Origin of the sequence: Shimia sp. R9_2, from assembly GCF_017743735.1 — a bacterium.
In the GTDB taxonomy this organism is placed as follows: Bacteria; Pseudomonadota; Alphaproteobacteria; order Rhodobacterales; family Rhodobacteraceae; genus Shimia.
Genome location: NZ_JAGHRO010000005.1, coordinates 150,649 through 162,976, shown reverse-complemented (window position 1 = coordinate 162,976; position 12,328 = coordinate 150,649). Strand labels below are relative to the sequence as shown.

General features: G+C 59.4%; 14 protein-coding genes. 6 read left to right on the top strand and 8 right to left on the bottom strand.

Going from position 1 to position 12,328, the window contains the following annotated elements:
- Positions 1-47 precede the first annotated feature (47 nt).
- The 3 genes from J7400_RS13935 to J7400_RS13925 form a co-directional block, all read right to left on the bottom strand.
- Positions 48-404: a hypothetical protein gene (locus J7400_RS13935; protein ID WP_209064302.1), complete on the bottom strand. Its 357-nt coding sequence runs from the start codon at positions 402-404 to the stop codon at positions 48-50.
- 267 nt (positions 405-671) lie between these two features.
- On the bottom strand, positions 672-1,292 hold the full coding sequence (gene rpsD / locus J7400_RS13930; RefSeq protein ID WP_209064300.1) for a 30S ribosomal protein S4: 621 nt from the start codon (positions 1,290-1,292) through the stop codon (positions 672-674).
- A gap of 167 nt (positions 1,293-1,459) precedes the next feature.
- Positions 1,460-2,293, bottom strand: coding sequence for a LysR family transcriptional regulator (locus J7400_RS13925; RefSeq protein WP_209064292.1), 834 nt, complete (start codon positions 2,291-2,293; stop codon positions 1,460-1,462).
- Between the two features lie 92 nt (positions 2,294-2,385).
- Between J7400_RS13925 and J7400_RS13920 the strand changes: the two genes are divergently transcribed.
- Positions 2,386-3,381, top strand: a complete 996-nt coding sequence (locus tag J7400_RS13920) for a quinone oxidoreductase (protein WP_209064290.1) — start codon at positions 2,386-2,388, stop codon at positions 3,379-3,381.
- Positions 3,382-3,538: 157 nt separating this feature from the next.
- Here J7400_RS13920 and J7400_RS13915 read toward each other — a convergent pair whose 3' ends face one another.
- Positions 3,539-4,090 carry a hypothetical protein gene (locus J7400_RS13915; protein ID WP_209064288.1) on the bottom strand — a complete coding sequence of 184 codons (552 nt, stop codon included), beginning with the start codon at positions 4,088-4,090 and terminating at the stop codon, positions 3,539-3,541.
- Between the two features lie 203 nt (positions 4,091-4,293).
- Here J7400_RS13915 and J7400_RS13910 point away from each other — a divergent pair, with 203 nt between their 5' ends.
- Positions 4,294-4,713, top strand: coding sequence for a hypothetical protein (locus J7400_RS13910; RefSeq protein ID WP_209064286.1), 420 nt, complete (start codon positions 4,294-4,296; stop codon positions 4,711-4,713).
- A 39-nt stretch (positions 4,714-4,752) separates the two neighbouring features.
- On the top strand, positions 4,753-4,920 hold the full coding sequence (locus J7400_RS13905; protein ID WP_209064284.1) for a hypothetical protein: 168 nt from the start codon (positions 4,753-4,755) through the stop codon (positions 4,918-4,920).
- Here J7400_RS13905 and J7400_RS13900 read toward each other — a convergent pair.
- Complete coding sequence (locus J7400_RS13900; protein ID WP_209064281.1) at positions 4,892-5,428, bottom strand: winged helix-turn-helix transcriptional regulator; 537 nt, start codon at positions 5,426-5,428, stop codon at positions 4,892-4,894. The genes J7400_RS13905 and J7400_RS13900 overlap by 29 nt on opposite strands.
- A 51-nt stretch (positions 5,429-5,479) precedes the next feature.
- Between J7400_RS13900 and J7400_RS13895 the strand changes: the two genes are divergently transcribed.
- The gene (locus J7400_RS13895; RefSeq protein WP_209064279.1) at positions 5,480-5,857 is read left to right on the top strand and encodes a VOC family protein; all 378 of its coding nucleotides are present in this window, start codon (positions 5,480-5,482) and stop codon (positions 5,855-5,857) included.
- A gap of 8 nt (positions 5,858-5,865) precedes the next feature.
- Here the strand turns inward: J7400_RS13895 and J7400_RS13890 are convergent, their stop codons facing one another.
- From J7400_RS13890 to J7400_RS13880, 3 genes are all read right to left on the bottom strand, one after another.
- A complete protein-coding gene (locus J7400_RS13890) occupies positions 5,866-6,933 on the bottom strand; it encodes a Hint domain-containing protein (protein WP_209064277.1) in 1,068 nt (355 codons plus the stop codon).
- A gap of 125 nt (positions 6,934-7,058) precedes the next feature.
- Complete coding sequence (locus J7400_RS13885) at positions 7,059-7,985, bottom strand: lipid A-modifier LpxR family protein (protein WP_209064275.1); 927 nt, start codon at positions 7,983-7,985, stop codon at positions 7,059-7,061.
- 141 nt (positions 7,986-8,126) lie between these two features.
- Positions 8,127-8,744: a response regulator transcription factor gene (locus J7400_RS13880; protein WP_209064273.1), complete on the bottom strand. Its 618-nt coding sequence runs from the start codon at positions 8,742-8,744 to the stop codon at positions 8,127-8,129.
- A gap of 212 nt (positions 8,745-8,956) precedes the next feature.
- On the opposite strand from J7400_RS13880, the gene J7400_RS13875 reads away from it, so the two are divergent.
- Positions 8,957-9,544, top strand: a complete 588-nt coding sequence (locus J7400_RS13875; protein ID WP_247738804.1) for a molybdopterin-dependent oxidoreductase — start codon at positions 8,957-8,959, stop codon at positions 9,542-9,544.
- Positions 9,545-9,699: 155 nt separating this feature from the next.
- Entirely contained in the window at positions 9,700-12,327 is a 2,628-nt protein-coding gene (locus tag J7400_RS13870) for an ATP-binding protein (protein WP_209064271.1), read from the top strand.
- Position 12,328: the final 1 nt, after the last annotated feature.

Sequence of the window (12,328 nt, the reverse complement as noted above, 5' to 3'; positions counted from 1 at the left end):
CCTGCCTATGATGTCTGTGTCAGTTGCCGCGCTCGGCCAACCCGCAATCAGGTGTAGTAATCCACCACCGATTTGCTGGTATCAATCCCCGCCGCATCCAGCTTGTCTTTCAGGATGGTGGCAAAGTTGCCGTTCTGCGCGTTCTGATAGCTCGACACCGCCGAACGGATCGCACTCATCACGGCACCGTCCACGGCTCGGTTGCGCTGCGTCTCATGCGCCGGCCGCTGCGTTTGCGCCGCCTGCTGCACAGGTTGAACCACTTCTGTCTTAGGGCTTTCCACTGGCACCTGCGGTGCCTGCCCACTGTATTTGGCCAGTGCCGCGTGCAGCATTGCATTCTGCGTCGCGCTCAATCCATGCCAACCTGTGGTCTCGCCCAATATTCCGACCGCTTCGACCATGCCTTTACTCCTTTGCACCAATGTCGATCCGGCGCAGCCCCCGATGCTGCCTCGTTAATATTGTTGATACGCTTGCACTTTTTTAAGATTCTGGCAACCGAACCGCTAAAATTGTAAATAGAAATCAGGGCGTTAAACAGGTTTATCGCTGGACAAATCACCGATTTTAGACCCATCGCCCAAGCGCAACCCAAGCCTGCACTGCAAGCATAGAAAAACCCGCCACAAGGGCGGGTTCTCCAGAATTTCCAAATGTCGCGGCGAAGATTAGTTCTTCGCGTAGAATTCCACGACCAGGTTTGGCTCCATGATGACCGGGTAAGGCACGTCGGACAGGCCAGGTGCGCGCACGAAAGTTGCGGTCATTTTGGAGTGATCTGCTTCGATGTAGTCAGGCACATCGCGCTCTGCCAGCTGAACAGCTTCCAGCAGCACTGCGAGTTGCTTGGACTTCTCGCGCACTTCGATCACGTCGCCTTCTTTCACGCGGTAAGACGCGATGTTCACGCGCTTGCCGTTCACCAGCACGTGGCCGTGGTTCACGAACTGACGCGCAGCAAAGACGGTTGGAACGAATTTCGCGCGGTATACAACGGCGTCCAGTCGGCGCTCGAGCAGACCGATCAGGTTTTCACCGGTGTCGCCTTTTACACGTTCCGCTTCTGCGTAGATGCGACGGAACTGCTTCTCGGTCAGGTCGCCGTAGTAGCCTTTCAGCTTCTGCTTTGCGCGCAGCTGGGTGCCGAAGTCGGACAGTTTGCCTTTGCGGCGCTGACCGTGCTGGCCCGGGCCATAGTCACGACGGTTGACTGGGGATTTAGGACGACCCCAGATGTTTTCGCCCATCCGGCGGTCAATTTTGTACTTGGCAGCAGTTCTTTTTGTCATCTGCTGATCTCCTTCGTTCAGGTTTTCGAAGGGCGTTGTCCTCTCGCCGGATTTTGCCGACGTGACAGGGTTCCTCTTGCGAGGGCCACCAACACCAATGAATGCGCGCTTATACGGGGGATTCTTGGGGAGTCAAGCGGGGAGTGCCCTATCAATGGCAGCGCCGCTTAAGCTGCGATAAAGTCGATAAGCCTGCGCATGCGATCTGGCAAGAGCCGACGGCTGGGATAGACCGCATACATGTCACGTGACACCGGCGGCACATCCGAAACCTCCAGCGGAACCAGACCGTCCCTCACCAGATCTTCAGGCAGCAGCGCCACGCCAAAGTCCATCCGCGCCGCGTCAGCCACCAGATTGAGATCATCGAGCACATGCGCAACGTTGGAAGGCTGCAACCGCTCGCCATTGCTCAGAATCCAGGCCTGCTGCGTGCACACCGCTGGCAGTCCCAGCAGCACCTCGCGTGACACCACACCCGACACTCCATGCGCCTTGCAAAATCCAGCGGTCGCGCAGAACCGATAAGGCACAGACCAGAGCCGCCGGGCAATCAGATTGGAGTCCTCCAGCGGCCCCAGCCGAAAGGCGAGATCAATATTGTCGCGGAAGAAATCGAGATTGGCGTTCGCAGCAATCAGATCAAACCGGACCGTGGGATTATCTGCGGCAAAGGCCAGGAGCCGCGGCCCTATGGAGACTCGCGCCGCCAAAGGCGATGCCGTCACGCGAATGGTCTGCTGTGCCGGTAGCTCCAGAATTCCAGCCACATTCTGAAGTGCCTCAACAGCGCCTTGGCTCTGATCAAACAGCCGGCGCCCCTCCTCCGTGAGCCGCACCTGTCTTGTGGTACGCTCAAAAAGCCGCACCCCCAGTTGGGTCTCCAACCCTGCAATCCGGCGGCTCACCCGACTGAGAGGTATGCCAAGACTTTCTGCCGCCTCAGAAAAACTGAGATGGCGCGCGACAGCGACAAATAAGGCAAGGTCGTTGTAGATCATTATCTCATTTTTGAGATTATAACTCTTATTTTCAACCATTATCTTCTCGGATGTGACCGCCTAACTTCTCCCTCAGACACAGGAGAAAACACATGCCTTATGCTATCGAGATCCCCCACACCGGAGCCGCCGACGTCCTCACAAAGGTAGCCCACGCGCCGCAGCCCCCAAAACCAAACGAAGTGCTGATCCGCAACCACGCCGCCGCTGTGAATTTCATCGACACCATTATCCGGCGCGGTGAGATGCCTGAGGGCATGATGCCCGACCTGCCCCATGTCCCGGGCGTGGAAGGCGCGGGCGTGGTAGAAGCCGTTGGCGAGGATGTCACCCAATTCGCCGAGGGCGACCGCGTTGCCTGGATGGGGCCGATTGGCGCCGGCGGCTATGGCACCCACTCTATTGTGGCAGCGCCCTACGTGACCAAAATTGCAGACAGCATCCCGTTCACCAAGGCCGCTGCGCTGCCGGTGAACGCCATGACCGCATACCACATGCTGGTCAACTTGGGCGGTGCGGCGGCAGGAAAATCGGTTCTCGTACATGCTGCCGCTGGCGGTGTTGGCACCATGACCCAGCACATCGCCAAGCACCTCGGCATGACAGTCATCGCCTCGGTCAGCACTGACAAGATGGACTATGCGCGCGCTCAGGGCGCCGACCATGTGATCGACTACCGCACGGAAAACGTCACCGAACGGGTCAAAGAAATCACCGGCGGTCGCGGTGTCGACCTCAGCCTGAACCCAATCTCTGGCGCCACACTGGCCACGGATTTGGACGCCCTCGCCCCCTTGGGCACTGTGGTTCTGTTTGGCTTCCTCGCAGGCCCGCCCACAGGGACATTTGCCGAAGATCTCGCCAAACACTTCCAAAAGTCCGTCGCCGTGCGTGTCAGCGACATCTACACGTATTTCCTCAATCAGCCCGAGGCTTTCCAGACAGACATGGCTCGCGTCATTGCGCTTTTGGAGAATGGCATCCTGCGCCCGCAAATTTCCACCTTGCCAATCACCGAGGCATCAGAGGCGCAACGACAATTGGAAAGCGGCGCCACCACCGGGAAACTAGTGCTCACAATCGACTGACATCAAGCTGCCCCGCCGAAATGGCGGGGCAGCTTCAGCAAGAGCCCAATGGAAATACATGTTAGGCTTCGAATCCAAGCGTAGCTTGTAATCCCGTCACAGCACACTTCGCTACAACCAATCAGTCCACTCAGCACTTTTACCGGGTGGTCACCCACTATTTTGGATCAAAACTGCGCCCAACAAGCCTAAATTTCTGCTTTCCACGGTTGCCATCAATAGTGCCGTCTCCTCCCCAGCCCCAAGCATCAAGCGCAATGCGACCGCCAAACAAAAACGCCCCTTTCTCGTCATATTCCTTGAAGGCGAGGCCATCATTCGTGGCCTCTGTCACACGTGTACGCTTCTTGCGCGTCCCGTCCGAGTGGGTTTCTTTATAGGTGCATTGTCCCAACGTACGCGTGCAATCATGCGGCCGATATTTGATCTCGAACCCATCCGCGCGCACCCATTTCCGGTAGTTTCCGTCTTTGTCCAGATAAGTGACAAAGACAGGCTCTCCTGCGGGTTGCGCGCCACGATAACTCTTAAGGACAAAATCCTTACCCTTACGACCAGCATAAACATGGTGGATCAATCCACCCTGCGACTGCTCGACTGACACATAGTCCCCCGGCGTCGCTTTATCGGATTTCCAGCGGATGTCTTGAGCACTCGCGGATGTTGCAATCAGGGAGAATACGACCAAAAGAAGCTTTGATTTGAACAAGGATCTAACTCTTCGACTTAGGGAAAACACCCTCAGATTGCATTGAGACACTCACAAACTCAACCAAAACATCACGCTCCGAAAACTCGCACACTTAAGGATGATAAGGAACAAACTGAGCCCCCCAATTCGCCGCAATTGCTCCCTATTCCCGCCGCAGCACACCTCCAGAACAAGACCGCATAGATTGAGTGGTACACGTTATGAAGCGCCTTATTGCTGCAGCCCTCATTGGCTACGTCACTTTCCTGCTGGCGCTCGCAGCGCTTCGTCCTGCCAACCCAAGCTACGCGGAGCTTGCGCAGGAATTTTGCCCCGTTGAGTGGGCCGCGCTGGAGGCTTTTGATCCGCCACTCTACCTCCAACACTATCACGATCAGGAAGCCGCACGCGAACGAGGCAAGTCGCTTGCGGTCAACGCCGTGCTGCACCGCCCCTTTGTTCTTGCGCTGGCCAATGCTGATTTCGTGTCCCATTTCGTGAGCTTTGACAGGGCCGAGAACCACAGCCCCTACACCATCGCGCACACGCAGGTGCGTCTGGACTTTGTGAAATGCCTCAACCTCTCAGAAGAGGGCCGCGCCGTGACCCATCAGATGTACGAAGAGGTGTATCCGGAGTAGGAATACAGCTGCCATGACGGCATCCAGCACCTCTTTGACATGACCGACAATCTGTTCTGCATGGGTTTTGATCAGACCTTTGAGGCGTTCAAAAAACTCGACCCCAACAGCCCCTACTATTACCACGCCCACTTCAACGTCACGAAGCAAAAGATGAAGGTCTGCCCCGCACCCGAAGTCACGCCGCCATCGCCACAATCCGGCTGATCTCACCACCGGCGTTCACCGCCTGATAGACCGGAAACGGCACCCGCTGAGAGAGATCAATCTCCCGCGTCACCCAATCCTGCGCTTCCAGCCGCTGCAACGATGCGGAAAGCGCCCGATCCGTGATCGCGCCTAACCCGGCCCGCAGCCCCGAAAACCGCTGAGGCTGCTGCGCCAAGGCCAGCACCGGCACCGTCCAGCTCTTGCGCAACACCCCCAGCTGCGCACCATCAGGCACCGCCTGCAACACGCGGTGCGCCAGCGCCGCCGCTGCCACGCCTTCCTGCGTGAGCCGAAACTCGGGCCGGATCGGATGCCCATGCCCCGAATTGCGCCCCACCAGCCCCAGCCCCATCAGATGCTGCAGACTCGCGGCAAATGCCGTGCGCCCCGCCCCTGTGGCGGTCAGCAAAGCGGCCTGCCGCCCCGGCACCCCGGCATGCATATGCGCCAGAATGTCCAGCGCCCAGGCGCGAGAGGTCAGCTTGACAAGAGAATGAATGTCCATAAAGTATAGTTACTTTATTTTTTATTTCACACAAGACATAAGGACCCGCCCATGGCTCTTGCCCCCGTCGACAACCGCATCACCCTGGCCCTTTCGGTCAAAGATCGTCACGCCAGCGCCGCGTGGTATCAGGAAAAGCTTGGATTTGAGCTGCGCTATCACATTGATGAGGCGGGCTGGAGCGAAATGGCCACCAACACCGAAGGCGTCACACTGGGGTTTGGCGAGCAGGCAGAGCCCAATCCGGGCAACTGTGTGCCGGTCTTTGGCGTTGCCGACATCGACGCGGCCCGCAGTGCCCTGGAAGGGGCCAATGTGCGGTTTGACGGACCCACGCAGGAAGTCCCGGGCATGGTCAAACTCGCCACATTCTATGATCCGGACGAAAACGCCCTGATGCTTGCACAGGATCTCAGCCAGACCGGCTGAGACAGAGGTCAGGCGGCGTCATGCAGCAGAATGGCCGCCTCGCTGGTGGTCAGATTGCGGCGCGCATAGGCGCCATAGCTGTGCGGATCGTCGGCCACATCCGGCAGATGCGCGGCCAGACGCGCGCGGTCTTGCGGCGCAAGGCTGTCCATCTCCGCACTGGCGGGGTGAAAGCTCTCGGTTTCCACGCCATTGGCCCAGATCACCTCATGGCTTGGCAACAGCAGATGCACATAGGTGACTTCCTTCAGCGCACTGTCCACCGCAACCGTGCGCCCGTTCACCAGATCGCGCGCGGTCACCAAAACCTCAGGCACATTGAACAGCGCCCGTGCCGCCGCGCCGCGCACCAGCATCCGGTGCTCCGGGCTGACAATCAGCTCCTGATCAGGGCGCTCAATGCCCAGCGCACCGGGCCGGATGCGGATCGGGCGCAGCTTGGGCATCGCAAAAAGGCGCGCGCCGGTCATGCGGCGGCTGCCAATCCACTGAACTTCCTGCGCGCCATTGTCCCGGGTCTGCACCCGGTCACCCTCGCGCAGCTCCTCAATCAGGCGCGGCCCTTCCGGCGTGGCAATCCGCGTGCCCGGCGTGAAACAGATCACACCGCTGCTGTCCTCCGCCTTGGGGCGCTGCAGCGCGCTCATCGCATGATGCACCACCCAAAGCTGCCGATTCTTCGGCGGCAGCTCATCCAAAAACATCAACAGCGGGGCACTGCCCGCCACTTCGATCACCGTCGCCGTATAGCTGTCGGTGCCGTCGGTCACCACGAACCCGCCCTCCATGAGCGGATCCTCAACCTCGATTTCATCCAAAGATGTCACATGGGTCTGCGTATTCACCGCAGCCCCAACCAGCCGACGCACCATATGCGCCGCCCGTTTGCGGATGTTTGCACCTTCTTCGCCTCGGTCCAGACGCAATAGCCCCGTGGGGCCGTCCACACGGACGGCTTCCTGTGACCAGGACCACACCACGCCCGTGTCCAGCGCTTGTAGCGGTGCGGCCTTCTGACCGTCTATTTCTGTCTGTGACCAGGAGATGACAAACGTGCCACGAAAGCCCGTCTTCATTGCCCGATAACCTGCCATGTCTTTTTTTATTAACGGCAGGTTAACAAAATCGGACAGAATTGCCTACCCGATTCTCCGCAAAATCCGGCGGAGGGCGCCGCGCGGCCGTGCCGCGCCAGCCGCTTTTAGAATTTGAAATCGAGCTTGATGGCCCCGACAACCTGCGCCTCATCCTGCGCTTCGAACTCTTCAGAAAGCCAAGTCAGGCCATAAAAAACATGGTGTTTCTGGCCACGCCAATGCACGCCGGCACGCACCCGGCTGCGCATCTCCTCAAGCGCGATGCCACGGTCTTCCGGCAGAAACACGCTGTCAAAAACATGTGCCACATCTGCACCAGCCACAAAGCTCCAGCCCGGCTGATGGTTGCGAATCGTGCGATAGCGATGACCGGTCACCCAGTCCCGCACCAAAAGCTCACCTTCCCCAAATTTGCCGATGGTCAGGTCAAATCCGGCGCGCACAAGGCTTTCGTCACCGGCACGCGCCTCTACAAAGGGGCGCAAGCGAGACTGCCCGCCCATCTGCACTTCGCGGCCAATCTCTGCCACACCGCGCAGACGCCATGTGTTGGGAATTTGAGCGGCCCGCACCTCAGGTGAAGATTGGGACACATTGATCAAGTCGTGAATGGCGTTTTGCAGCTCATCCAGATGGGTCATTGGGCCAATGGCCACCAAATCGCCACCCAGCGCGAATTCCGTACCGCTGCGCTGAAAATGCGTGTGCACACCGGCACTCAACATCCCCGCAAACGGACGGTCGGAGGTACTTGGGTTCACAAGCGTTCTGGGCGCGATCACCTCCCCCCCCAGTCGCAGCTCCAAAATATCACCCGCCGCTTCCGGCAACGCGCCGTCCCAGTCATAGCCCCAGACACGGCTGGTGCCATAAGAGCCGGTGCGCCAGCGGTCATACCCGTCGCCAATCGCATCATTCACAAGAAGGTTGCCAAACCCAAGATAGCTGCGCCCCTCTGCCATCGCAGAATGCGCAGTGATTCCGGCAGTGACCCCAATTGCAACAACAGTCGCAAAAATGCGCGCCAACATGGTTTATCTCCAGCGGTAGTTTCCTTGGCGCTGCATAAAGCACACAAGCACTTAAAGAACCTTTGAGCGCCGCAGTCAGGTGAAGTTAAGGAAACTTTGCGGCAAAATAGCATCAAAGCCGCGAGGTGCGCTCGGCTCGGCTCAGAACAGCTCCGCCTCACGCGCAATCAGCGCCGCTTGCGTCCGGTTCGCGGCCCCAATCTTGCGGTAGAGATTTTTCACATGCAGCTTGATGGTCGGCTCTGACAGATCAAGATCACGCGCGATCTCTTTGTTGGCTTTGCCCTCCGCAAGCCCCTGCAGAACTTCCATTTCGCGTTTGGTGAGCTTTTGCGCAATCGGATGGCGCTCTGTGCTTATCGCCTCTTCGGTCAGCAGGTCAGCGGGCACAAATTGCTCCCCTGCCGCCATAAACCGAATGGCATTGACCAGAGATTTGGCTGGCAGGGTTTTGGGGACAAATCCGGCAGCGCCTGCCGCCATCGCCCGATGCACCACCTCACGTGAGGCCTCTCCGGAAATCAGCGCCACCCGCGGGGCCACCTTATGCGCAAGCACCTGCTTCAACCCGTCCAGACCACGCATGCCCGGCATATTGTAATCCAGAAGCACAAGATCAAAATCAGCCGTTTCATCCAATGCGGCAAGCGCACCATCCAGATCGGAAACCCCGACGGTCGACATCGCACCGGCCGCTTCCACAAACGCCACCACGGTATCTCTCAAGAGATCATGATCATCAGCGATTAGTATCTTCAACAACTCACTCCGCGCTTCGTACTGGACATATCTCGCCCAGCCCCGGAAACTGCAAGGGTTTGATATCCCCATTTAAGCCGAGAAAAGTGAAGCATTTACTTCCGCGAAACACCACCACTGTTTTTCAACCTTAGCGAATATGTGACCATCCCTCGCCACCTTACGCGAGGTTAAATCGAAAACCTACCCCTTTGTATAGGAGGTTTATCCTCATGCTCACGTGCACCATCGAATCCAAGCAGTTAACACTAACGTCAAGCAAACGAGGCGGCAGAAAAATGCGACCAAAAACATCCGCGACTTTCGCGCTTGCACTCAGCTTTTTGCTACCACTCACGACAGCCCTTCGGGCTGCCGACGCCATGGACACGCCATCCGGAAGCGTCATCCTGACTGTGTCGGGCACGATCGACAAAACCAATGTCGACGACACAGCTCAGTTCGATTTGGAGATGCTGCGCGAATTACCGGCAGCCTCCATTTCAACTTCGACCATATGGACCGAAGGGGTTCTTATGTTCACGGGTGTACCGATAGCGTTGTTGCTTGAAGAATTGGGGAATTCTGGCAACACGCTTCGGGCCTCCGCGATTAACGACTACACGATCGAGATCCCGGTTGCTTCGCTTGAAGGCGACGCGCCCATTCTGGCCTATGAAATGAACGGTGACACCATGCACCGCCGTGAAAAAGGCCCGCTCTGGGTGATCTACCCGTTTGATTCCGATGAGAAATATCGCACATCGCAAATCTACTCGCGCAGCATTTGGCAACTCGACAGAATTGAAGTCATCGACTAGCTTTTGCGCATGTCGCAAAGCCTGTCACAAGTCTTTCCACGAGCCCAAGGGCTCCTCAGCGCGCCGCAAGCGTATGTTTAAGTATGTGGGTTGGTTTTGGTATATTCGCGCGAACGCAGCATGACGGGTCCCTGTCCGGCACCGGAGGCAAAGCCGTGAGCGCGCGCTCCGGACAAACCGCGCAGGATCACGCCACGCAACGCCGCCACGCGACGCGGGCGTCCCTTTCACCAGATCGCTCCCCCTGGCGCCGCCGCCTCAGCATCGGCCTCATCGTGCTTGTCTGCGTGCTGACGGTCTTCTCCGCTTACGCCGCCTATGAGGTGACCTCTAACTTCCGCGAGGTGCGCGCCAAAGCCTCCGATGACGTGGACTGGTCCCTCAATCAGGTCGAGCTCGAAAGCCGCGATTTCACCACCGCGCTGGAAACCGCCATTCTGGACCCCGAAGGCGGCCTCGCCCGCCTGCGGCTGCGCTATGACATTCTCTACAGCCGCGTCACCACACTGGCGACCTCCCCCGTCTATCTGCGCCTGACCTCCGTGCCGGAGTTTGATGCGGCGCTGGAGCGCGTGCACAGCTTTGTCATCAACACGGTGCCGATCATTGACGCGCCCGATGCCGAACTGCGCGCCGCCCTGCCGCAGCTTACCAAGGACTCAGCGCATCTGCGCAACGACACCCGCACCCTGTCCCTGAAAGGGCTGACCTTCTTCGCCGAACAGGCAGACCGCCAGCGCGCGCAAGTGGCAGACACGCTGCTGCGTCTGACCGGCCTGATCGCCCTGCTCCTGGTCGCCCTGCTTGCGCTGGTCATCCACGCCTTCAACAACTACCGGCTCGCACGCCAGCACGGCCAGGCCCTGACCGAAGCCAACAACCGTATGAGCACCATCCTCACCACCTCGCTGGACGGCGTGCTGGTGACCGACGGCGAAGGCCGCCTGCTGGAGTTCAACAAAGCCTGCGAAGACATGTTCCAATACAAGTTTGAGGACATTCGCGGCCAGAATGTGATCGACCTGATCGCCCCGCCGGGGACCGACGCCATCCACAAGGCCGCGATGGAGCGCATCCGCAACGGCCAATCCGACCATTTCGCGGGCCGCGGCCGCATCCGCTCGGATTTGCGGCGCGCCGACGGCACATTGTTCCCCGGCGAAATCTCCGTCGAGGTTGCCGAAGAAGACGGCCGCCCGATCCTTTTGGGCTTCATGCATGACATCTCGGATCGCGTCGCCGCCGAGCAGGAGCTGGTCAAAACCCGCGATCAGGCGCTTGCGGGCGAACGCGCCAAGGCAGAGTTCCTCACCGTGATGAGCCACGAAATCCGCACGCCGCTCAACGGCATGCTCGGCAATCTCAGCCTGCTCAACGACACCGCCCTGACCACCGCGCAAACCCGCTACATCCGCAATATGGAAATCTCGGGCCGGGTGCTCATGCGCCATGTGGACACGGTGCTTGATATCGCCCGCCATGAGGCCGGTGTGCTCAATATCTCTCTGGCCTGCACAGATCTCTCGGTTCTGCTTCAGGAGCTGGTCGACAGCCAACTGAGCGCAGCCTCCGCGCGCGGCAACGCCCTCAGCTGGCGCTGGGAAGGCGTCCCGCGCGCCTGGGTCCGCACCGACCGCGCCGCCTTGGAACAGGTGCTGCTCAATCTGATCGGCAATGCCATCAAATTTACCAACAAAGGTGCCATCACGGTTGAGGTTGAGGCGCTGCCCGAAACCATCGACGACACGCCGGTGATCGAACTGCGCGTCTGTGACACCGGCATCGGCATCGCCGAAGACCGTCTGGACAAGGTGTTTGAGGATTTTGTCACCAATGACACCGGCCTTGGGCAAGTGCCCGGTGGCACCGGCCTCGGCCTTGGCATCGCCCGCCGCATCGTCACCGCCATGGGTGGCACCCTTGGGGTTGAAAGCACCGAAGGCCAAGGCAGTGTGTTCTGGGTGCGCCTGCCCATGGCCCCGGGCCGCCGCCCGCCCCAGCACGCGGAGGAAAGCACGCCCGCTCCCGCCATCAAACGCCGCGTTCTGGTGGTCGAAGACAACGCCATCAACCGCGAACTAGCCGAAGAAATGCTCCGCAATGCCGGCCATGAGGTGATCGTTGCCGCTGATGGCGAACAAGGTCTGGAACAGGCCAGCGTGGCCGCCTTTGATGTGATCCTGATGGACATTGCCATGCCGGTGATGGACGGGCTGATGGCCACCCTCGCCATTCGCGGCGGCAACGGCCCCAACAAACACACGCCGATCATTGCGGTCTCCGCCAACATCCTGCCAACCGAACGCCTGCGCCTGAAAGAAGCCGGCATGAACGGCTTCCTCGCCAAACCGCTGGATCGCGAGGCCCTGCAGAACACGTTGCAAACCCTGAGCACCGCCAAAACCTCGGGCGAAGAAGACGGCGCAAAAACAGCCTCCGTGGCTGTCGACATCAAAACGCTGACCAACAACCGGTCCGGCCTGCCAGCCGACACGTTTGCCCGGCTGCTTACCCGCTTCCTCAACGAAGGCGACACGCTGCGCGACGCGATCGCCGCGCCCGACAGTGACCCCGCCATCATCGCCAAAATGTGCCACAATCTGGCGGGGGCCGCAGCGGTCTTTGGCGCGCGCAGCCTGCACGCACAGCTGGTCGAAGCCGACACCGCCGCCAAAATGCAAGACGACAGCGGGTTTGACCGCGCCTTGACCGCCTTCCCTGCGATCTGGAGCGAAACCCGCGCCGCGCTTATGGATCACCTGCCCTCAGACGCCGCCGAGTAAA